The sequence below is a fragment of the uncultured Pseudoflavonifractor sp. genome, assembly GCF_944387275.1.
Taxonomy (GTDB): domain Bacteria; phylum Bacillota; class Clostridia; order Oscillospirales; family Oscillospiraceae; genus Pseudoflavonifractor; species Pseudoflavonifractor intestinihominis.
On the sequence record NZ_CALXEG010000027.1, the window covers coordinates 21,054 to 43,207 of the forward strand.

13 protein-coding genes, 1 tRNA gene and 1 pseudogene are annotated in these 22,154 nt (G+C 61.6%); 7 read left to right on the top strand and 8 right to left on the bottom strand.

Going from position 1 to position 22,154, the window contains the following annotated elements; genetic code table 11:
* The first annotated feature begins 163 nt into the window (after positions 1 to 163).
* Positions 164 to 1,501, top strand: coding sequence for an NADP-specific glutamate dehydrogenase (gene gdhA, locus Q0K23_RS08130; protein ID WP_294520484.1), 1,338 nt, complete (start codon positions 164 to 166; stop codon positions 1,499 to 1,501).
* Positions 1,502 to 1,623: 122 nt separating this feature from the next.
* Here the strand turns inward: gdhA and Q0K23_RS08135 are convergent, their stop codons facing one another.
* Together Q0K23_RS08135 and Q0K23_RS08140 are read right to left on the bottom strand one after the other, a co-directional pair.
* Positions 1,624 to 3,594, bottom strand: coding sequence for an Ig-like domain-containing protein (locus Q0K23_RS08135; RefSeq protein ID WP_294520487.1), 1,971 nt, complete (start codon positions 3,592 to 3,594; stop codon positions 1,624 to 1,626).
* A gap of 65 nt (positions 3,595 to 3,659) precedes the next feature.
* The gene (locus Q0K23_RS08140) at positions 3,660 to 4,085 is read right to left on the bottom strand and encodes a helix-turn-helix domain-containing protein (protein ID WP_294520490.1); all 426 of its coding nucleotides are present in this window, start codon (positions 4,083 to 4,085) and stop codon (positions 3,660 to 3,662) included.
* A gap of 106 nt (positions 4,086 to 4,191) precedes the next feature.
* Between Q0K23_RS08140 and Q0K23_RS08145 the strand changes: the two genes are divergently transcribed.
* The 6 genes and pseudogenes from Q0K23_RS08145 to Q0K23_RS08165 all read left to right on the top strand — a co-directional run bounded on the left by Q0K23_RS08145 (position 4,192) and on the right by Q0K23_RS08165 (position 9,661).
* Entirely contained in the window at positions 4,192 to 4,899 is a 708-nt protein-coding gene (locus tag Q0K23_RS08145) for a serine/threonine-protein kinase (RefSeq protein WP_294520494.1), read from the top strand.
* 1 nt (position 4,900) lies between these two features.
* Positions 4,901 to 6,175 carry a zinc-ribbon domain-containing protein gene (locus tag Q0K23_RS08150; RefSeq protein WP_294520497.1) on the top strand — a complete coding sequence of 425 codons (1,275 nt, stop codon included), beginning with the start codon at positions 4,901 to 4,903 and terminating at the stop codon, positions 6,173 to 6,175.
* Positions 6,176 to 6,209: 34 nt separating this feature from the next.
* Positions 6,210 to 6,278 (top strand): annotated as a pseudogene (locus Q0K23_RS12725) (zinc-ribbon domain-containing protein); the annotation flags it as partial.
* 81 nt (positions 6,279 to 6,359) lie between these two features.
* Positions 6,360 to 7,136 carry a hypothetical protein gene (locus Q0K23_RS08155; RefSeq protein ID WP_294520500.1) on the top strand — a complete coding sequence of 259 codons (777 nt, stop codon included), beginning with the start codon at positions 6,360 to 6,362 and terminating at the stop codon, positions 7,134 to 7,136.
* Between the two features lie 3 nt (positions 7,137 to 7,139).
* Positions 7,140 to 8,399 carry a zinc-ribbon domain-containing protein gene (locus Q0K23_RS08160; RefSeq protein WP_294520503.1) on the top strand — a complete coding sequence of 420 codons (1,260 nt, stop codon included), beginning with the start codon at positions 7,140 to 7,142 and terminating at the stop codon, positions 8,397 to 8,399.
* A 5-nt stretch (positions 8,400 to 8,404) separates the two neighbouring features.
* Complete coding sequence (locus Q0K23_RS08165; protein ID WP_294520506.1) at positions 8,405 to 9,661, top strand: zinc ribbon domain-containing protein; 1,257 nt, start codon at positions 8,405 to 8,407, stop codon at positions 9,659 to 9,661.
* 212 nt (positions 9,662 to 9,873) lie between these two features.
* On the opposite strand, the gene Q0K23_RS08170 is transcribed toward Q0K23_RS08165, so the two are convergent.
* From Q0K23_RS08170 to Q0K23_RS08195, 6 genes are all read right to left on the bottom strand, one after another.
* The gene (locus Q0K23_RS08170) at positions 9,874 to 17,670 is read right to left on the bottom strand and encodes a S8 family serine peptidase (RefSeq protein ID WP_294520509.1); all 7,797 of its coding nucleotides are present in this window, start codon (positions 17,668 to 17,670) and stop codon (positions 9,874 to 9,876) included.
* A gap of 22 nt (positions 17,671 to 17,692) precedes the next feature.
* Positions 17,693 to 18,865: an S-layer homology domain-containing protein gene (locus tag Q0K23_RS08175; protein WP_294520512.1), complete on the bottom strand. Its 1,173-nt coding sequence runs from the start codon at positions 18,863 to 18,865 to the stop codon at positions 17,693 to 17,695.
* A 467-nt stretch (positions 18,866 to 19,332) separates the two neighbouring features.
* Positions 19,333 to 20,145, bottom strand: coding sequence for an MATE family efflux transporter (locus Q0K23_RS08180; protein ID WP_294520516.1), 813 nt, complete (start codon positions 20,143 to 20,145; stop codon positions 19,333 to 19,335).
* A gap of 23 nt (positions 20,146 to 20,168) precedes the next feature.
* Positions 20,169 to 20,738, bottom strand: coding sequence for an MATE family efflux transporter (locus Q0K23_RS08185; protein WP_294520519.1), 570 nt, complete (start codon positions 20,736 to 20,738; stop codon positions 20,169 to 20,171).
* Between the two features lie 190 nt (positions 20,739 to 20,928).
* Positions 20,929 to 21,004: transfer RNA gene (locus tag Q0K23_RS08190), tRNA-Thr, on the bottom strand.
* A 507-nt stretch (positions 21,005 to 21,511) separates the two neighbouring features.
* On the bottom strand, positions 21,512 to 22,154 hold a 643-nt coding region (locus tag Q0K23_RS08195), incomplete at its 5' end, for a tRNA (adenosine(37)-N6)-threonylcarbamoyltransferase complex transferase subunit TsaD (RefSeq protein ID WP_367179042.1).

Below are 22,154 nucleotides of genomic sequence, written 5' to 3' on the forward strand. Positions count from 1 at the left end.
AGATACCGGGGGTAAGACAGTATACTATTTCCAATGTAGTGCGCAGGGCAGCGCCGTCCATTTTCTCAGCGGCGGAGGGCGCCCCGGGCTACCGCAGATATATCTCAGACGCGGCTCCATATATATTTAAGGAGGCCGCTCTACAGATCAGGAGGTAAACATCATGGATTATGTGAGTCAGGTACTGGCGGACGTCAAGGCGAAGAACCCCCACGAACCGGAGTTCCTGCAGACCGCCACTGAGGTGCTCAATTCCCTGCGCCCCATCGTGGAGCGCCACCCCGAGTATCAGAAGGCCAAGCTCCTGGAGCGGCTGACCGAGCCCGAGCGAATCATCACCTTCCGTGTGCCCTGGATCGACGACAAGGGCGAGTACCAGATCAACCGTGGCTTCCGCGTCCAGTTCAACAGCGCCATCGGCCCCTACAAGGGCGGCCTACGCTTCCACCCCACTGTCAACCAGAGCGTCATGAAGTTCCTGGGCTTTGAGCAGATCTTCAAGAACTCCCTCACCGGCCTGCCCATCGGCGGCGGCAAGGGCGGCAGCGACTTTGACCCCAAGGGCAAGAGCGACGACGAGGTCATGCGCTTCTGCCAGAGCTTTATGACTGAGCTCTATCGCCACATCGGCCCCGACTGCGACGTGCCCGCCGGCGACATCGGCGTGGGCGGCCGCGAGATCGGCTACCTGTACGGCCAGTACAAGCGCATCACCGGCCAGTACTGCGGCGTGCTCACCGGCAAGGGTCTGAGCTACGGCGGCTCCCTGGCCCGCACCCAGGCCACCGGCTACGGCGTGGTGTACCTGGCCAACGAGGTCCTGTCCCACAAGGGCAAGAGCTTCCGGGGCCAGAAGGTCATCGTGTCCGGCTCCGGCAACGTGGCCATCTACGCCGCTGAGAAGGCCACCGAGCTGGGCGCCGTGGTCATCGCCATGTGCGACTCCAACGGCTACATCGTGGACAACAACGGCGTGGACGTGGCCACCATCAAGGAGATCAAGGAAGTCCGCCGCGGCCGTATCCGCGAGTACGTGGAGACCCACCCCCAGGCCGAGTACCACGAGGGCTGGCAGGGCATCTGGACCATCCCCTGCGACATCGCCCTGCCCTGCGCCACCCAGAACGAGATCGACCTGGATGCCGCCAAGAGCCTGCTGAAGAACGGCTGCTGGATGGTCACCGAGGGCTCCAACATGCCCTCCACCCTGGAGGCCATGGACGCCTTCGCCGAGGCCGGCATCCTGTTCGTGCCCAGCAAGGCCGCCAACGCCGGCGGCGTGGCCGTCTCCGCCCTGGAGATGAGCCAGAACAGTCTGCGCCTGTCCTGGACCTTCGAGGAGGTTGACAGCCGTCTGAAGGACATCATGTCCAACATCTACAAGAACATGTCCGCCGCCGCCCAGGAGTACGGCAAGACCCCCGAGGACTATGTCCTGGGCGCCAATGTGGCCGCCTTCATCAAGGTTGCCGACGCTATGATGGCTCAGGGCTGGGTGTAATCCCCCAATTTAACCGGTAGTATAAAGCGCCGTCTGTCCCCTGTGGGACGGGCGGCGCTTTTTGCATGCAGTATAGAAGAACTGTGCCCCCGCCGGCCGGCGGGGGCACACTGTTAGGCTGTTTACCACTCGTTGGTGGACTTGATGTGGGAGATAGAGACCATTACAGACACCTCTCCATAGGGAGAAGACGTCGTGCCGCACCGGACCTCCCAGTAGTCGTTGGTGCCATGGGTTCCCTTGCTGTAGAAGTACATACCGGCCACCTGGGACTCCGAGAAGCCGCATTCCTTCAGCGCCGCCCGGTACGAATCGAACTCCGCTGTGGTAGCAGAGGCGTACATATAGCCAGCCTTTTTACCCTCGGTGTAGTCCATCTGTGTGCGGCTGCTGCTGGTGAACTCGTCGAAGGAGGGGATGCCCTCAAAGCCGTAATAGGTATCATAGGGATAATCATAGTCGGGGGTCTCAGTGCCGGAACCGCCCTCGTCGCCTCCGGTGGAGCCGCCCTCATTTCCGCCGGTAGACCCGCCGGAGCCGCCGCCGTTGTAGTCGGCAGGGGTGCCGTAGTAGTAGAACTCCATTCTGACGGCGTTATCCAGGATATCCGTGTCGATATAGGTGTGAGCCTGGATGTTGTAATCCATATTGGCCGTCACCCGCTCGATCATGGTCTCCTGCCCCAGGACGCGGTTGTTGGCGTCGTAGAAATACAGCTCAACGGTGCAGTTGCTGCGGGTGGTCCGGCCCTGAATGCTGGCCTTCACCTCATACTTATCTCCGCTGGAGGTGTACTCCACGCTGGTAAAGACCAGGGAGGTGATGTTGTTGGTGTCCATCACCTTGCCGCTGCTGTAATAGCTGGTCAGGTTCATGGGGCCGTACTCATGGTTGAGGAGAGGCACGCTGACGCTGGCCTTCTTGTCCACATAGACCCAGCAGGTGTCATACTTGCCGCTGGGAGCCTTTGCGGTAATCTTGGCGGTACCCTCGCCCACGGCGGTAACGGTGCCGTCCTGGGACACTGTGGCCACTCTGGTATTGTCCGAGCTCCAGGTGAGGGAGCTGACGCTGGCGTTGGAGGGGGCCACGGAGACGGACAGCTTGCGGCTGTCGCCCTCCAGCATATCCACGCTGGAGTCGGTGAAGTCCACCCGGGTGATGGCCACGTCGGTGACCGTCACCGAGCACTTGGCACTGACGTTGCCCGCTGTGGCGGTCACGATGGCGGAGCCGGCCCGCTTGGCCGTGACCTTGCCGTCGTCCGTGACGGACACCACGTCGTTGCTGACGCTCCACGTCACCTTGGTGCTGGCGTTGGCAGGGGTCAGGGTGGCGTTGAGCTGGAAGGTCTCGCCGTTTTTCAGGCTCAGGGTGCTGCGGTTGAGGCTGATGGCGGTGGCGGCCACCTCCACCTTCTTCAGCGTGATGGACTGGCGCTGGCTGGGCATGGCCATGCGGGAGAGGATGGCGGACACAGAGGCCCGGTCAATGGTGGTCTCGGGCAGGAAGGTGCCCGCCTTGTCGCTGCCGGTGAGGATGCCCGCCCGGTAGAGGGTGTAAATGTCGCTGTAGTTGGCGCTGCCGGAGGCCACGTCGGGGATGCCGCCGTCCTCAACCGTGTTGATGGACTTCAGGGCGCTTGCGGGCAGGGCTTTGGCCATGATGGCGGCGAACTGCCGGCGGGTGGCGTTGGCGTTGTAGTCGGTGAACTGGCCGGAGGTGATGATGCCCTTGGCAATGGCGTAGTCCACATAGGGCTGGTACCAGATGGTGCCGCCGGTGAAGGTGGCGTTGTCGCCGTAGTAGGTGCTGTATAGGCGGCAGGCCAGGGCCAGGGTGGAGCTGATGGTGATGGGGTCGTTGGGGGAGAAGGTGGTCTTGCTGGTGCCCTCCACCAGGCCCAGCTCGTAGGCGGTCTCCACGCTCCCGGCGTACCAGCTGCCGGCTACCACATCGGTGAACTGGCCGGCGGGGTAGTCCCGCTCGGTCTTGAAGTTGTCCATGCTCTCGGCGGCAAAGGCCGACGTGGGCAGCAGCGACAGGCACAGCGCGCCTGCCGCCAGCATGGAAATGAACTTCTTCTGTTTCATTCGCACGTTCCTCCTGTAATCATGCTGGATTTTCTAAACAGCCCGGCATTCCCGTCCTGGGCTGCTTAAAACAGGGTCTTCTCGTTTTCGGCAAAGAGCTTGTCGTTGATCTCGCTCAGCTCCATATGGTGAGTGATGCCGAAACCGATGATGGCGTCCCGCTTGTTTTTGGGGTAGATCTCCGCCAGGGCCGCCTGCCGGAGCAGGCGCTGGGTCTCGTCCAGCGTTGCGCCCAGTCCCACGCACAGGCAGAGCAGCTTGTCCCGGGAGGGCTTCCGCCGCCCGGAGAAGACCTGGTGCAGGTATACCTCGCTCATCCCCGCCTTGCGGGCCAGGGCCGCCTTGGAGATATCCTTTTTATCATAGAGCGTATTGAGCAGCTCAGGAATGCTCCGATCTAAAAAATAGAAGCGGTTCTCCTTGATATAGGAGTCGATATCGTCTTTGCTCATCAGCTCCTGGCTCAGGTCGTCCGTCGTCTTCTCCTCCACGCTTCTCACTCCTCTTTGACTTCCAAATGTAAATCGTATATACTAAATCTACAACATTTGGTATGAGGATACAATATGCCCACTGCATAGTGTTTTAGATTTTGGGGTGATTTCCATTTATACTTGGCTGTCCGATATTCTGCGCGAGAAGTATCAGCTTGTCCGGGTTCTGAAGGAGAGTCCCCGGGGCAGTGTACGCCTGATCCGCCACAAAACCACCGGCCAGAAGTTCATTCTGCGGCATTTTACAGGCAATTCCGAGGTCTACCGCGCCCTGCTGGACTACACCTGCCCCAATCTGCCCACCATCTATGAGGTGGCGGAGCAGGACGGAGAAAATCTGGTGCTGGAGGAGTTCATTCAGGGGGACACCCTGGGCTTTCTCCTCAAAGGCGCCCTCTTCTCCCCGGAGGAGACCAGGAAAATCGTGACCCAGGTCTGCCGGGCCCTGTGGGTGCTCCACTCCATCGGCGCGGTCCACCGGGACGTGAAGCCGGAGAATATCATCCTGCGGGGAAATGAGGCGGTGCTCATCGACTTTGACGCCGCCCGGCTCCACAAGCCCGAGCACGACAACGACACCCAGATCCTGGGCACCACCGGCTATGCCGCCCCGGAGCAGTACGGCCTGTCCCAGTCGGACATCCGCACCGACATCTACTCCCTGGGCATCCTCATCAACGTGATGCTCACCGGCGAGCACCCGTCCAGGAAGCTGGCAGGCGGGCGGATGGGGCACATTGTGGACCGGTGCACCCACGTCAACCCCCAGCGGCGGTACAAGAACGTGCTGCGGCTGATGGAGGCCCTGTAGCATGAGCGGCAGGACCAGGCCGTGCCCCCACTGCGGCGCGGCGCTGCCGGAGGAGGCCTCCTTCTGCCCCCACTGCGCCCAGGCTGTCCGTCCCCGGAAGGAAGTGGCGGTACCGGCCCGCATGTGGCGGAAAAAGGTCCGGCGGGCTCTCTTGCTGGCGGGACTTGTGCTGCTGACGGCAGGCGGCCTTCTGCTGGGGGCGGCGCTGTACCGGGCCGTCACCCCCGATGTCTACGACGCCTACGGCGAGGTGATATACTCCAACGGCGGCAATTCCTACCATCTCTACCTCACCTTCCAGAGCAACGCCTCCGGCCCACAGCCGGAATATACAGTGCAGGCGGAGAAGTATGTGGCCTATGAGCGGGCCTCCAACCTGTTCATCACCCACGTGGAGAGCGGACACAACGCCAGCCAGATGTTCCTCCAACTGGTGGACACCTTCTACGCCCAGCTCATCCAACCGGAGGACAGCCCCTCTCCCATGACCTGCTCCCAGCCCATGTACCAGACCTACGACGACGCGGCCCTGGTGACCGTGGTGAATCTCTCCGGCCAGAGCAGCCCGGCGGAGCTGGTGTGGACCTTCAACATGAAAAACGGGGACACCATCTGCCTGCGGCAGAAGCTGTACCTGGAACAGGTGGAGACCCTGGACTACTACCCGGAGGACTACCCCATGGACACCATCGAGGAGCTCCAGGCCCTGGTGGACCAGATCGCCGAAACGGTCTCCCCCTCCGCCATGGTGTATCTCCACCTGCCCCCGGTCCACTACCAGGGCGGGCTCACCATCCGGGGCCGGGGCGTCAGCCTCTACGGCAGCGTGGATGAGAAGAACATGCGCACCGCCTTCACCGGGCCGGTGGTGATGGCCCCAGAGAAAAAGCCGGTATCCTTTATTCAGAATATCGACTTCCGGGGGAGCGGCTCCGGCGTGGGGCTCACCGTCTCCGCCGAGAGCCGGGTGGAGAACTGTCTGTTCTCCGGCTGGGACACCGGGCTACTGGTCACCGGCGACGACTGGTGCGACCCGGTGGGCTGCTGGTTTGAGGACAACACCGTGGGCTTCTGCTTTGACAGCGCCGGGGATTACGCCAACTATACCCGTTTTGAGTACAACACCTTCCGCAATAACGGCACCGCCGTGCTCCTCAAGCAGGTACCCGCCGACAGGACCATCAATTTCATCGGCTCCCGCTTCACCGGCAACGATGTGAACATCGACAACCCCTGCGGCCACCCGGTGGACATCGCCTACGCCACCTTTGAATAACCCGCAGAGACGCGGAACAGAGAGAGGATTTGCCATGGAACACCTTTGCCCCCACTGCGGTGCCCCCCTGCCAGCGGACGCCTCCTTCTGCCCCCACTGTGCCCAGAGCGTCCGGACCCGGAGGCCGGCCCAGGTTCCCGCCCACCTGTGGCGGAAAAGGCTGAAAATCGCAGTCCTTGTGCTTGTGCTCCTGGCAGTTGCCGCCGGGCTGCTGGCCCTTTTTCTCCGCAGCAGCGCCCCCACCGGCCTGCCCGAAGGGGAGGTCCATCAAGTGGTGCTCACCGAGGACGAGGACGGCATGGTCAAGGTCACCGCCGAGCTGATGCGGGAGTTCTTCCCCAAGGTGACCTATATCAACTTCGGCACCACCTCCCTGACCAGCGACAACATCGACGACTACCTGGTCAGCTGCTTCCAGATGGCCGCGCTGGTGTCCTCCCAGGGTACCAGCGGCTCCGACGGGGAGTGGGGCCAGTTCAACGCCCGCAACGCCGGGGGCGACAGCCTGCATCTGCTGCTCTTTGACAGCAACACCCACTTGATGGGCTACTCCGTGGGGCCGGCCGCCAACCCGGGAGATGGCCAGTGGCAGCTGGACGTGACGCTGTGCGACTACGACTTCACTGACCTCTACCTGGAGCAGAGCGCCGCCTTCGAGAACGAATGGCAGAACCTCTTCTCCACCTACATCCCCCCGGAGGAGCTGGAGACCTCAGGGGTGGTGTGGTTCCTGAAGGGCTACAACACGGGCCGGGGCCCGGTGCTGCGGAAGGATGACTCCCAGATCTACCGCCTGTGGCTTCAGTTCCACGACCCGGATATGGAACAGCAGTGCCGAGAGATCGAGCGGCTGGAGGAATTCCTGCCCAACGAGGGCCGCTGGATGTGCTATCTGCTGCTGGACGCGGACTACAATCTGCTGGGTTACACCATGCTGGACTACCAGGGAAACGGAGGATAAGCCATGGAACAAAAATGTCCCCACTGCGGCGCGGACCTGCCGGAGGAGGCCTCTTTTTGTCCCCATTGCGCCACGACCGTGCACCGCCGCAAGGCAGCCAAGGTGCCGGTGCCCATGCTGAGGAAGGCGCTGACCGTCCTGTTGGTTCTGGTCATTGTCTCCGCCGTGGCCGGCGGGCTGTGGCTGAAGCTGAAGCCCAAAACCTACGACGAGTACGGCCAGGTGATCTACACCGCCGGGGACGGCACCGTCTATCAGGTGCTGCTGGGCTCCAACGCCGACCGCTTCACCCCCCAGCCCCAGCTGACCGTCTCCTGTGAGGCGGACGGCCAGTACCGGATGCCCTCCCGGCTGTACATCAACAACAGCGGCTCCGGCGAGGACGCCAACCAGGCCTTTCTGGAGCTGGTTGAGTCGGCCTCCGCTGAGTTCATTCACCAGGAGGACAGCCCCTCCCCTATGGTATGCTCCCAGCCCGCCTATAATGAGGCCCTCCCCGACGCCGCCCTCATCTCCCTGCTGGACTTCACCGGAGAGAGCACCCCGGCGGAGCTGGTTTGGACCCTTCACATGAAGAACGGGGACACCATCCGCCTGCGGCAGACCTATGAGCCGGAACTCATTGAGATCAGGGACTACTACCCGGAGGACTACCCCATGGACACCATGGAGGACCTCCAGGCCCTGGTGGACCAGATCGAGAAGGACGTCCCCCTGCCCACCGTGGTGAACCTCCATCTGCCCGCCGTGACCTATGAGGGCGAGCTCACCATCCAGGCCCGCCCCTTCAACGTGTACGGCTCCACGGATGCCGACGGCAGCCGCACCACCTTCACCGGCACCGTCTTTGTCACCTGTCCCAACAGTGACATCATGTATTTTCAGGACCTGGACTTCGTAGGCAGCGGGACGGGCTGCGGCGTGTCCACCTCTGCCTTCTTCCGGGCCACCAACTGCTCCTTTACCAACTGGGAGACCGGCGTGCTGGCCTATGGCACCTGCTGGGTCAACGTCATCGGCTGCCGCTTTGACGGCAACCAGGTGGGTTTTGACTTCAACAGCACCGGAGAGTACGTCAACCACTCCCTGTTCAACGACAACCATTTTTCCAACAACGGCACCGCCGTGCTGCTGGAGGCCGTCCCCACCGACGTGACCATGGACTTCCAGGGCTCGGTATTCTCCAACAACCAGACCGACATCGACAACCGCTGCGACCAGCCCCTGGACCTGTCCCAGGCCACCTTTGATATCAAGGAGTAAATACCATGGAACGCAAATGTCCCCACTGCGGCGCGGACCTGCCAGAGAACGCCGCCTTCTGCCCCCACTGTGCCCGGGATGTCCATTCCCGGAAAAAGGCCGGAAAACCGGTTCCCCTCCGCAGGGTGCTCCTGCTGTGCCTGGCGGCGCTGATTGTCATCGCTGCCGCCGCGGCCATCCTGTGGAACCGTTTCGGCGCCTATGTCCCCCAGGAGTACGACGGTGTGGGCGAGGTGTACTATGCCAGTGAAGACAGGACCTATCAGCTGCTGGTGGCCTGGCCCAACGACCGCTGCCAGAGCGCCCCGGACATCTATCAGCAGGGCGGCCCGGATGACAACTACCGCTGGCCCTCCCGCTGGTACGTCAACGACGCCGCCACCGGCGCGGACGCCTGGACTGAATTTGAACCTCTGGTGGAGCAGGTCACCGTGGAGGTGGTCCAGGACGAGAACGCCGCCTCTCCCCTCACGGCCACGGTCCCCAGCCACGACGACTACTCCCCTGACGCCGCCATGGTGTCCTACCTGGACTTTACCGGCAGCTCCGGCGAGCCCCAGGTGGTGTGGACCGTTCAGATGAAGAACGGCGACGTGATCCGGGTGCGGCAGAACATCCACATCACCCCCATCATCACCCATGTCTACAACTGGCAGGACTACCCCATGGACACCATCGAGGAGCTCCAGGCCCTGCTGGACCAGATCGCCGGCGAGACCGCCGCCAACGACCAGGTGGAGGTCTACCTGCCCGCCGTGACCTATGAGGGCGATCTGGAGCTGCCCGGCCGCTCCATCGACTTCTACGGCTCCACTGACAGCGCGGCGCGCACCGTCCTCCGCGGCAGCGTCACTCTCGGAAGCGGGAATTATTATTGGATCAACTACTTCTATGACATGGACTTTGTGGGGGACGGCACGGACATCGGCATCTCCGCCCCCGCCAAGTGCTGGCCCGTGGGCTGCACCTTTACCGGCTACAAGACCGCCGTGCTGGCTTACGGCGAGGCCTGGGTCAACGTGACCGGGTGCACCTTCACCGACAACCAGGTGGGCTTCCACTTCAACTCCACCGGCCAGTCCGCCTCCCATGACCTGTACGAGGACAACCAGTTCCTGAACAACGGCACCGCCGTGCTGCTGGAGAATGTGCCCACCGACATGACCATCTACTTTGACGGCTCGGTGTTCTCCGGCAACGGCATTGACATTGACAACCGCTGCGGCCACTCGGTGGATGTCTCGGCGGCCGTTTTCCAGTAGCCCCCTTCCCCCGCAGTAAATAAACCGCTCTCTCTGCTCTAAGCAGCGCATCAGCACGACAAAAGCCAGGAAACGAAGCAGTTCCGTCTGCCTCGCCTCCTGGCTTTTCAAACTTGGTATTCCGGTACACATAAAAAGGACAGACCGCCCGTTTGGGCGGTCTGTCCTTTTTTGCTGTGTCAGGCTGGGATCATGAGATCGGTGCTGATCAATCAGCCCGCATTCTCAGCATCCCCAGTGTCTTCCACACTGCCGGTCTCGCCAGTCTCGCTGGTGCTGCCGGTCTCGTCGGTCTTGCCGGTTTCACCGGTGGAGACGGTCTCTTCGGTCTCGCTGGTCTCACCAGCGGCGCCGGTCTCGTCGGTGACATTGGCCTCGCCGTTGTCGCTGTCGTCGCCGGTATCCGGCTCAGTGGCAGTACTGGTGCTGCCGATGGCAATGCCCTTGATCTCCAGCACGTCGCCCACGCAGTCGATGGGGATGATGGTCTCGCCGTCCAGGCTGATGGAGTACAGGCAGTTCTTGCCGTCGCTGAAGATGAACGTGCCGGTGAAGGGGTTGTAGTCCATCTCACAGACGTTGTTGGCAGTGTCCACACCCAGGTGCCGCTTCACGTAGTGGTACTTCATGCCGGAGGCGTTGAAGTCCACCACCATGAGGGAGGTGAAGGTACCCTCGGCAACGGTGTTCTCACGCACCACCACGTACAGGGTGCCGTCCACCACAGTCAGAGCCTGAGGCGTGTCAGGCAGGAGCTGCTCGGCGGTGTACAGCAGAGGATCCGTGCCCAGGTTGGACAGGGCATACTGCTCGATGTAGTTGCCGGAGGTCACGTACAGGATGTCGTTCACATCATCATAGGCCATATCGGAGTAGTTCACGATGCTGGTGATGATGCAGCCCAGGAAGGTGTTCATGCCGGTGTTCAGGTCATAGCGGTAGATGCAGGGGAACTGATAGTCGGGGTCCTCCACCATGTAGTACATGGTGTCGCCGCTGATGTCCATACCCACCACGTTGCCGTTGACGGTGCTGTCCACCACGGTGTACTCATAGGGAGCCTCGGGGTCGAAGGAGATGAGGCCCTCGGAGGGGGTCACGGTGTAGGCCACGGAGCCGCTGGTGGCGGCCGCCACGGTCACCTGGCAGGTGTCGCTCAGATCGCCCTGAGTGGCGGTGATGGTGACAACGCCGGGCGCGACGCCGGTCACCATGCCGTTCTCGTCCACCGTGGCGATCTGATCGTCGCTGGTGCTCCACGCAACGGTCTGGTCCACGCCGGAGGGCTTGACCTCAGCGCGCAGCTGAGTCTGGCCGTTGACGACGCAGGCGGCGTAGTCCTTGTTGATCTCAACCGCAATGGCCTCGCTCTCGGGCAGCTCGCTGGCATCGGGCACCGCGCACAGCAGGCCCATGAACAGCATGCCCACCTTGGCCTGGTCTCTGATCACCAGAGCCATCTTGCCCAGGTTGGTCACAGCGGCGTTGTCGCCCAGCTGGATCATCACCAGGCCGTAGGAGGCGTTGTCGTAGTAGCCGTAAGGAGTGAGCTCCTTGCCGGTGGCCGCCAGGTACAGGCGGTTGGTGGCGGCGTCATAGGTCATCTGAGGCCGGTAGGAACCCATGTAGGGGTCGGCGCAGATGTACATGGACGCCAGGCTGTCGGTGTACTCGGTCATCTCGGTGCACGCGCCGGTGGCGGTGTCGATGGTGACCAGCTTGGTGGGGATGGTCGTGTCGTCGCTGAAGACCATGCCGCCGATGCCGTACAGGGTGCCGTTGTTGTCAGCGGCCAGGGCAAAGACGGGAGCGTCCAGCTGGGCGACCTCGGTCAGCTCGCCGTTGCTCAGGTCCACGGTGCACAGCTTGCCACAGACCAGATCGTAGTTGCCGGTCTGGCTGTTGTAGGCCTGCGTGGCCGGGGTGACAGCGTACATGGTGTTGGTGGTGTAGTCGTAGGCCATGGCGCTGACCACGTCGCTGACGGTGCCCAGGGTGGTGAACTGGTTGTGGTCCTCGGCGTTGATGCGCAGGAAGTTGCCCACAGAGTCGTAGACATAGTAGTCGCCGTCGAAGTAGGCGCCGGTGCGCATGCTGTAGACGCCGATCTTACTGTCGGCCAGCTCGATGGAGGAAGGCGCATAGTCGTTGACGTTCAGCCAGAAGTCGAAGTAGCCGCTGCCGCCCTGGTCGGAGACCACGAAGGCGTCCAGATTACCAGCGGAGGGGAGCACGGTCACGTCGATGGTGTCGGTGAAGCCCTCCAGCTCCACGGTGATGGTGGCGGTGCCGGGCTGCTTGCAGGTGATCATACCGAACTTGTCCACGGAGGCCACGTCGGGGTTGCTGGACTCCCAAGTACGGGTCTGGACCGTGGGATGGAGAGGCTCGGTCTGGGTCTTCAGCTGGACCTGAGCGCCCGCCAGGTTGGTGATGCTGTCGCCGTTGGTGATGGAGATGCCCTCCACGGGGATGGTCTTGGCCTCCAGCTCGTCATCGGGGATGGTGAAGATGACGACCTGCTCCACGCCGTACTTGCTGGCCACATCGCCGATGTCAGTGACCTGGGCGGTGTAGGTGCCAGGCTCCCACTCGTTCTCCTGGAGAACCACCAGGTTCAGGGGGTTGTTGCCGGAGTCCATGCTGGGGTTCCAGTAGATGTTGCCGGTGTTGTAGTCGTAGCCCATGGCAGCGTAGTACCAGTACTCCTGGCCGTTGCCCTGGTAGACGCAGCTGAGCGCACCGGTGTCGGGGTTGACCGTGTAGAGCTTGCCGTCCATGTCGGCGCAGAGGATGATGGTGTCATCGCCCTTGCAGATGACGGTCATGGCGGTCATCAGGGTGTTGAAGTTTCCGTCGGGATCATAGAACTCCACCAGGGGATCCACGGAGCCGGTGCTCCGATCCACGATGCACAGGCCGTTGTGGGTGAGGTCCACGCCGTAGAGCCGACCGGTGTTGTAGTCGAAGCCCAGGTTGCCCACTTCGATGTCCAGGGTGTTGCCCACCTTCTCGGGCTCGCCGAAGACGGTCTCAGCGGGGGTGGCGCCCTTGGTCACCTGGGTCTTGTAGAGGGAGGTGCCGGAGTAGATCAAGTTGTCCTCGGTCCACTGCTCCATGGTGACGGTGTAGACATAGCCGTCATAGTAGGCGCCGCCCTGCCACAGAGCGGGGCTGGTGACGACCTCGCCGTCGCTGATGACGCTGGTGGTGGGAGCGGACAGATGGGTGATGGTGTTGGGCGTCTGATCGCTGTAGGTCACCCACTTGAACTGGTTGGCGTTGTTGTTGTCGTCGGTGACAATGTAGCCGAAGATCTCGTCGCTGGAGGCAACCACGTGGACAGTGGAGGTAACAGTGGTGTCAACCAGGTTGCCCTCCCAGTCATAGATCTGGGTGGTGGCGGAGATGGTGGTGTCGCCCGCGGACAGGGCGGTCACATAGCCGCTGGCGGAAACCGTGGCCACGTCCTTGTTGCTGCTGTCCCAGGTGATCGGGTGGGTCTGAGCGTTCCAGGGCGTCCACTGAGCCTCCATGCGCATGCTGCGGCCCTCCAACAGCCAGGTCTCATAGGGGCTCAGGCTGACATTGGTGGCCTTGGCGTCGGTGAAGTTGATGAGGTCGGACTCCATGTCGGTGGGGATGAACAGAGCGGAGGCGGCGGTGGGACCGTAGGTACCCAGCTCGGTCATCTCGCCGGTGGCGGGGTCGATGGTGTAGACGTAGCAGACGTCGATGTAGGTGCCGCCGGTAGGCGTCTGGCTGTGGGCGACCCAGTAGATCAGGTCCTGCTCGTGGTCAAAGCACATGGACTGGACCACGTTCAGGCCGGTGTAGTTGGGCTTGCCGCTGAACTCGGTCAGCGCACGCACCTCGGTACACTCGCCGGTGGCCTTGTCGATCTTGTAGAAGATGGCGTCGGTGGAGATGCCGTAGAGCTGGCCGTTGTCGTCGCAGGCCAGGGTCACGATCTCCTGGCCGTCGTTCAGGCCGGTGAGCTCCGCGATGGTGCTGGCGCTGAAATAGCCGTTGGTGTAGAAGTCCAGACGGTACAGGCCGTTGATGCCGTCGTCCTTGGTGTCGCCGTCGGTGTCGCCGGCATAGGTCCAGCCCACCGCGTACAGGCGGTCAACGGAGACATAGTCGCCGTCGTCCTGACCCACATAGTCCAGGGCCATGTCGTAGTAGGTCACGAAGCCGGGCTGGCCCTCGCTCTTGGAGCTCTTCTCGATGGTGTAGGTCTCCCAGTAGGAGCTGTAGGGCGTCAGCAGGACCAGGTCGCCGTTGTTGCGCTGGGCCACGATGCGGCCGTTGACGTACTCGGCGGAGAAGTAAGTGGTGGTCTCGCCGGTCTCGTTGCGCAGGTCGGTAAGGTCGTTCTTGTCAATGCTGAACCAGCCCTGCTCCAGGGTGGACAGGCCGGAGGCCTCGCTGCCGTACAGGCGGCCGGAATCCAGCGCTTTGGGCGCGGGCTTCTTGCCGGCGTACTCGCCCAGCTCCAGGGACACACTCAGCTCCAGCTCGTTGCAGGCGTAGTCCGCCAGCACGATGGTGAAGTCGGGGCCGAAGCCGGTGATGTTGCAGGTCTCGGTGACAGACTCGCCGGGCTCGTTGGCCACTTCGTAGCGGCCCAGCAGGTTGTTGTCCTCGTCCACAAAGAGGACGGCGGCCAGGTTGGTGTTGTCCTGCATCTCCAGGGTCAGGGAGATCTCGCCGGTCTCCTTGTTGATGTTGACCGCATCCTGCAGGCTGTCGCTGTTGAGGATCTGAGGCTTGACGGAATCCAGGGTGACGGGGAAGGACCAGGTGTCGTCCACGATGTCGTCGCCGTCGTCCAGCCAGGCGTTCACGGTGTAGATCGCCTTGGTGCCGTCGGGCAGCTGATTGCCGTCGGCATCCAGGCCGCGCCAGACATAGTTCTCCGTCTCGTCGGCGTTATAGATGTAGAAGGGGAAGATGAACGCGTAGGTGGAGTTGTAGTAACTCTTGGTGGCGTAATCCGTCTCGAAATTGAAGTACTGCTTGCTGCTGTCGGTGCTGTCCGTGACGGTGAAGCTGAGCTTCTTGGCGTTACGGAGCATACCGAAGTCCAGCTCAGCCAGAGGATTGGCGTAGGAGAAGGTGTTGTACTCCTCGCCGGTGCGGCTGCTGCTGCGGATGTAGGGGTTGGTGCCCAGCACGGTCTGGTTGAAGGTGTACACGGTGCGGCCGTACAGGCTGGGATTGTCCACGTCGTCAAAGACAGGAGCGGCGGACCAGTCGCCGTAGAAGCCCAGGAAAGGCATGTTCAGATCCACGCCCTCGGCGTCCTGATTATAGAGGTAGACAAAGCCCTCCACATAGATGCCGTTGGGGAACTGGTTCATGTACGCCTTGTCCGCGTCGGTGAGGACGATGTGGGCGGTCAGGTTCACGGTCTTGCCGGCGGGAACCAGAATCTTGCCAGCGCACAGGTCGGTCAGCGCAGAGACGTCTTTCTCGTCCACCACGCCGTCGCTGGTGACGTCCAGGTTGCCATAGCAGGGGTTGGTGTCGGGAATGGCCTCCACGCCTTCCACATGGCGCAGAAGCATCCGGGCATCGGCGGTGGTGACCTTGCCGTCGCCGTTGAAGTCGTAGTCCAGGTAGTCGGCGTTGTTGGCGGTCACAGTCACCTTGGAGGCCAGGCCGTAAGCGGTGTTGGCGATGTACTCGTCATAGGCAATGGTCTCGGTGAGCACATCGGAGCCCACGGTGTAGGTCTGGGCCTCATCGGAGATGTTGGTCACGGTGAAGGGGAAGGAGTAGACGCCGGTCTTTTCGGGATCGTCGCCGAACTCGCCCTTGGGCCGGTTCTCGCTGTTGCTGGTGCTGGCCAGATAGGCCTCAGTGCTGGTGGACTCCACCAGATTGGCCAGGCCGGCGCCCTGAGCACGGGGAGAGACAGGCAGGTCGTTGAGGGTAATGGGATCGGCGGTGCTCATCAGCAGCTGGGCCTCCAGCACGCGCAGGTCCTTCTTGGACATGTCGGGATACTTTTCCTCCAGATACTGCCGCAGCACTGCCACAGCGCCGGAGATCTGGGGTGTGGCCATGGAGGTACCGCTCATGTAGCCATAGCCGGAGGAGACGTACTCGGGATCACGGGTGGAGTAGATGTTGCCGCCCACGCCGGCGATCTCGGGCTTGAGCTTCAGGTCAGGGGTGGGGCCCCAGGAGGAGAAGTCGCTGATGGTCTTGGGCAGCTGGAAGGACATGGACTCGCCGGAGATGGTCAGGGTGCCCTCTCCCATCTCAGCCAGGTAGGCGCCGTCCGTATTGGAGATGGACACGCAGGGGATGAAGTCGCTGCCGGTGTTGATGCCCATGTTCAGGGCGCCGGCCACGTTGTTGTAGATGATCAGGGCCACCGCGCCGGCGTCCTGAGCATTCTGCTGCTTGTCGGTGAAGGCCACGCCGCCGCCGCGGGAGACCACGGCGATCTTGCCCTCAGCCGCGGCAAACTCCTCGGCGCTCTCGCCGAAGCCGTCGATGACCACAAAGTCGTAGTCGGCCTGGCCGCTGGTGTTCAGCAGGCGCGCCAGCGTGTTGGGGTTGCCGTTGTCGGTGTAGCCGATGTTCTTGTCGCCAACGGTGAAGTACATCATGGTGTTCTTGTCGTTGTCCACAGAGGCGACAGAGAGGGCGGCGGAGAAGGTACCGGGAGAACCGGTCAGGCCGTTATCGGGGTCGGTGATCTTGGACATGTTGTAGCCGTGGAGGTTCTGGAGGGCGCTGTTGGTGTCGTTGCCGGAGGCGATGACCACCTGCACGCCGGCCTCCTCCAGGGCGGTGAGGATGGCGGTCATGTCGGCGTCAGCGTCGGTAAAGCCGGCGGCGGAGCCCAGAGACAGGTTGGCCGCGTCCACATCCAGATACACGCAGTCCTCCAGGCCGGCCATGACCACGTCCCAGCCGGCGCCGTCGCCGCCGAAGACCTTCATGACCAGCAGCTGGGCCTCGGGCGCCACGCCCACCACGTCGGAGCCGGTGCCCGACTCGATCTTGTTGGCGGCGGCAATACCGGCCACGTGGGTGCCGTGGTCGCTGCCGGTGCCGTTGTGGGAGGCATCCAGATTCCCGTCGTTGTAGTTATAGGCGAAGGGGATCTTGGTGTTGCGGTAAGTAAGGGCCGGGTTGCCATTGCCCTGGGAGGCGTTCAGATCGTTCCACACGGACTGCAGCTCCGCAACGGTCAGGGGATCGTCCAGCTGGTCATCGCTCAGCGGGGCAAAGTTGGGGCTGTCCATGTAAATGCCGGTATCCAGGATGGCGATCCGCATGCCCTTGCCGGTGTAGCCGGACTCATTGAGGATATTGGAGCCGATCATGGTAGTGGCATTGGTGGTCATGGGAGACAGGCTCTCCTGATCCTCGGGCACCTGGAACATGGGCGCCACATAGACCAGGGACACCTGGGGCATCTGCGCGATCTCGCTCTTGTTGCCATAGGCGGTGGTCACGGAGAGGCCTGTGGTGGTGGCAGTGTAAGTATAGCCGATGGAGAAGCCCTCCTCGTCGCCATAGGCGGCGGTGAGTTCGTCGATGAAGTCGTCCAGGACGGCCTCCTGCTCCTCACGGTAGGACTCCACTTCGCTGGTCCCCTCGGAGATCTCCTCCACGGAGAAGCCGGCGTCCAGCAGGGAGTCCTGCTTCAGGTTGACCACGAAGGTGACCAGGTCGTCCGCCTCGGGCTCCTGCGTCTTGGCGGGGCTCTCCCCGTCCACGTCCAGACCCACGGTATTCGCGTCGTTGTCCACCTCTTCGGCGGTCACGTTCACGTCGTCCTGGGCGTTGTCCTCGCTGAGGGTATCCACCTGCGCGGTGTCACTGTCCTCGGCGACGCCGGCCAGAGACAGGGGACCCACGGAGTCGTCGGTGACCGCTTCTCTGGATGCAGCAAAGCTGATATCCTGCGCCATGGCGGACATGGGCAGCGTACTGCACGTCATGACCAGCGCCAGCAGTAAGGCTGGGATTCTTTTCTTCATAATATCGCTCTACCTGCCTTTCTTAGCCCTGGTTGGCGGTCACGAGACGCCAGACCATAACGGCGATCTGCTCACGGGTGGCATTGTCCGCGGGCTTGAGCTGCGTGGCGCTGGCACCCTTGATGATCTCGGAGCCAACCGCCCACTTCATGGCATCCTGGGCCCAGTCGAACACCTGATCCGCATCCTGGTACAGCTGGATATTGCCGGACTTGGTGGTGTCATAGCCCACGAGCTCCGCATACCGGTAGAGGAAGGCGGCGATCTCCTGTCTGGTCAGCAGGCCGTTGGGGTTGAACTCCGTGGCGGACACGCCCTTGGTGATGCCGCTCTCCACAGCCCAGCGCACTGCGTCATAGCAGTAGTCCGTGCTCTTCACGTCTGTGAAGGGATTGCTGCCGGTCACAGCGGGCGCACCGGACATCCGGTAGAGGATGGTGACGATCATGCCGCGGTTCATGGTCATGGTAGGCGCGAAAGAGGTGGCGGACACGCCGTTCATGTAGCCGTTCTTCACCATAAAGTCAATGCCCTCATGGTAGATGGAGTCGACGCTCACATCGGTGAAGTTGTGGCTGGGGCAGTCGGCACCGCCGTCGCACTTGTCGCCGGGCTGGCCGCCGGTGGGCGTGTCGTCGTCAGGAATCTCGGAGTCATCCGAAGGCCATCCGCCGGGCACCGGGGAATAAAGGTCTCCGATGGCGGTGGACACCTCTGCAGCCAGGGTGTACCCGCCATCACCGGTATTCAGACCGGAGATATAGTCCCCGCCGGCCTCACCGGCCAGAGAGATGGTGGTCGTACCGCCGGCCACGGAGTTGAAGCAAACCGTGATGAACGCGCCCGCATCCACGGCTTCCGTGCCGGCAAAGGCCAGGGTCACCTGGCCGGGCACGTCAGTGTTGACGGAGAGCACCGTTTTGGCCTGCTCGGCCCAGGTGCTGTCCAGCTCGGCGGAGGCGTAGGAGAGCTTGTCCGCGTCATACTTGACAGTCAGTCTGCCGTCGGCGACCATGCCGCTGACGAGAGCGTTGATGGCCACCTCCACCTGGCTTCCTTCTTCGTACCAGTCAGCCGTGGTGAGCTGCACCGCGGGGACCTTCTCGGTCTCCACAGCCATCGCAGGCACACACAGGCAGCTGACGGCCATGACTACCGCAAGCAGACACGTCAGCCATTTTTTACATCGTTTCATTCTTTTCCCTCCTTGTGAATCTTCCAACCCAAAGAAAATATGGATTGCCGCCTACTGCACCTGGTCTCTGCAGCAAAAGGGAGTCCTCCTTTCCAGGATATTGACTAGCAGGCAATCCCGACCTGTTTACTATAGCAAAATTTTTCCGTACTTTCAAGGGCTAACACTCTACCATGCTAGCATATTAAAAAAATTTTTTCGTGTTTTTTCTATATTAAGGAAGTTACACATATATTTTCTATCTTGAATTTTATGTAAAATGCATCATCGTAAAAAGTAACTTCCATATAAAGTAAACAAATCATATTTTTTCTTTTTTCTTTCAAAGGAATATTCGCCCAGAAATGGAATTGCAACCGTGCGCCGGCGTATTCCAACCGCAATCCGCCCTTCTCGCTGCCGGGACTGCCGCCTCGACGCAAAACGCCCCCTGCATCGAAGCTCGATGCAGGGGGCGTCTCATCCGATCAGTCGATCTTCCGCTGAAGGCTTCCCACAGCGGGGCGGTATCTCCAGTACACATAGAGGGACAGGAGCACGGTCAGGGTATCCGCCGCGGCCTGGGACCAGACCAGGCCGAACATGCCGAAGATGGTATTGAGCAGGAACAGCATGGGGATGTTGAACACCAGCCACCGGGTCACGCCCAAGAAGAGGGAGATCCGCCCCTTTCCGAAGGCCTGGAACAGGTAGACGGTGAAGAAGCTCATAAACATCAGGGGCGTGGCCAGCACACGGATGCGCAGGAATTGGGAGGCCAGGCTCACGGTCTGGACGTCGGCGATGAACAGGTGGGAGAACTGGACGGCAAACAGCTCGTAGAGCACGATACTGATGCCCGCGATCACCAGGCCCAGGGTGCGGGAGAGGCGGATGGCGTCGTTCATCCGCTTTTCATTTCCCGCGGAGTAGTTGTAGGCCACCAGCGGCATCATGCCCTGGCAAATTCCGATGCCCACGTTCAGCGGGAAGCGCTCCACCTTCAGCACGATGCCCACGGCGGCCAGGGCCAGGTCGTCATAGGAGACCATCAGCTTGTCGATGATCACATAGTCCAGATCAAAGAGGAAGGTGGTGATGGCCGATGGGATGCCCACGCCGAACACGGCGATGACGCTCTCCTTACTGGGCAGCCCCACCTTCAAGGAAAAGGTGATGGCCCTGTCCCGGCCCATCCGCACCAGCACACCCACAAAAAAGAGGAAGGCCACACAGTTGGACAGGCAGGTGGCAATACCGGCCCCCAGCACCTCCTGCCCGTCGGGCAGCAGCACGAACATGAACAGGGGGTCCAGGGCGATGTTCAGCAGTCCGCGGCGATGTTCAGCAGTCCGCCCAGGATGATGCCTGCGCTGGCCTCCTTGGAGCGGCCGATGCTTCGGATCAGGTTGGACAGCACATTGGAGAGCACCGTGGGGATGCCGCCGATGACGATGACGCAGGTGACGTACTGCCTGGCGTATTGATAGGTGTTGTCTCCCGCGCCCAGCAGCTGCAGAACGGGCTCCATAAAGATCCCGATGCCCGCGGCGAAGAGCGCCGCGATCAGCAGCCCCAGGTATAGGCAGAAGGCGCTGACCCGTCTGGCCTCATCCTCCCGGGACTGGCCCAGCAGGCGGGAGATCAGGGAGCCGCCGCCGATGCCCGCCAGTCCGGCCAGGCAGAGGGTGATGTTGAACACGGGCAGGATCAGGGATGCGCCCGCCACCATGTAGGGGTTGTTGGTCTTCCCCACAAAAAAGGTGTCCGCCATGTTGTAGATCAGGACGATCAGCTGGCTGGTCACCGCCGGGACGATCATCTTCCGCAGGGCGGATGGGACGGGGAGATTCTGAAAGATGTTCTCCCGCTCGGAAATTGGGCTTGTCTGCATTGCTTTCCACCTGGGCTTTCTGACGGCTGTGCTGTTTTTATGTGCAGGCCGGTGCTGCGGCCTGTCTCTGCGGCTTTTCATCATATCACAGAAGCGGAAATTTCTCCATCCCGATCTGAGCATTTTCTCTTTCTGAAAACGCCGCATCAAAGCAAAAAACAAGAGGACATCCCGGCGGAAGTCCTCTTGCTGGAGCTGGTAATGTGACTCGAACACACGACCTGCTGATTACGAATCAGCTGCTCTACCGACTGAGCTATACCAGCATATTCTCTTTTCCTGTCTGCTGACGACAAGTAATCATACCACATTTTCGTCTCTCCGTCAATCTCCGGTTTTCTTTTCCGCTGTTAATATACTAACGGTATATTTACTCTGCATTCTGCCAGACAACCTGCATTTTTTCCGCTCAGGATTCTTCTTTTTTCCAGCCATACCGCCAAAGTTCCCGGTACTCCCCGTTTTTTCGCCTCCTCCTTTCTCCCTTTTGACCGCTCCTCCCCGCTTTTCCCCAGGCTGTTTTGTCGTTTCTGCGGGCTTCTTCTGTTAACGTAACACCATCCAATAATGCCGTCTACTAGATGTTATGCACATTTTCCACCGGGTTTTTCACACCGGTTTCCCCCTTATTTTTCAGAGTTATTCCACTTATCCACTTAGTTTTGCACATCAGTTTTGCACCGCCTTTCACCCCATTTGGTTTACATAATTTAATTATTTTTCTTTTCTGCATTGTTTCCGTCCCTCTTATGCAAAAAGAAAGGGCTGATTGCTCAGCCCTTTCCAATGTCCCGGGTGGCGTAGGCGTTCAGATCCATGCCCGCCCGCTTCCCGGCGCAGTATTCGTAATAGCCCTGGCAGCCGATCATGGCTCCGTTGTCGCCGCACAGGCTCAGCTGGGGGAGGTAGAGCTTGTCGCCGCTCTCCCGGCAGGAGCGCTCCAGGTCGGCCCGGATGCGGCTGTTGGCCGCCACGCCCCCCGCCACGGCCACCTTGCCGTACCCCTTCATCCGGGCGGCCTCCATGGCCCTGGGCACCAGCATATGGCTCACCGCCGCGCCGAAGGAGGCGGCCAGAGCGGGCAGGTCCAGCTCCTCCCCCTTCTGCTGGGCGTTGTGGATCAGGTTGATGGCAGCGGTCTTCAGCCCCGAGAAGGACATATCCAGGGGCGCGCCGTCCACATGGACCGAGGGGAAGGGGTATTTGCTGTCGTCCCCGCCCTGGGAGAGCCGGTCCATGGGGGCGCCGCCGGGGTAGCCGATGCCCAGCACCCGGGCCACCTTGTCAAAGCACTCCCCCGCCGCGTCGTCCCGGGTGGAGCCCAGCACCTCCATCTCGGTGTAGTCCCTCACATCCACGATGGCGGTGGTCCCCCCGGAGACGCACAGACAGACAAAGGGGGGCTCCAGCTCTGGG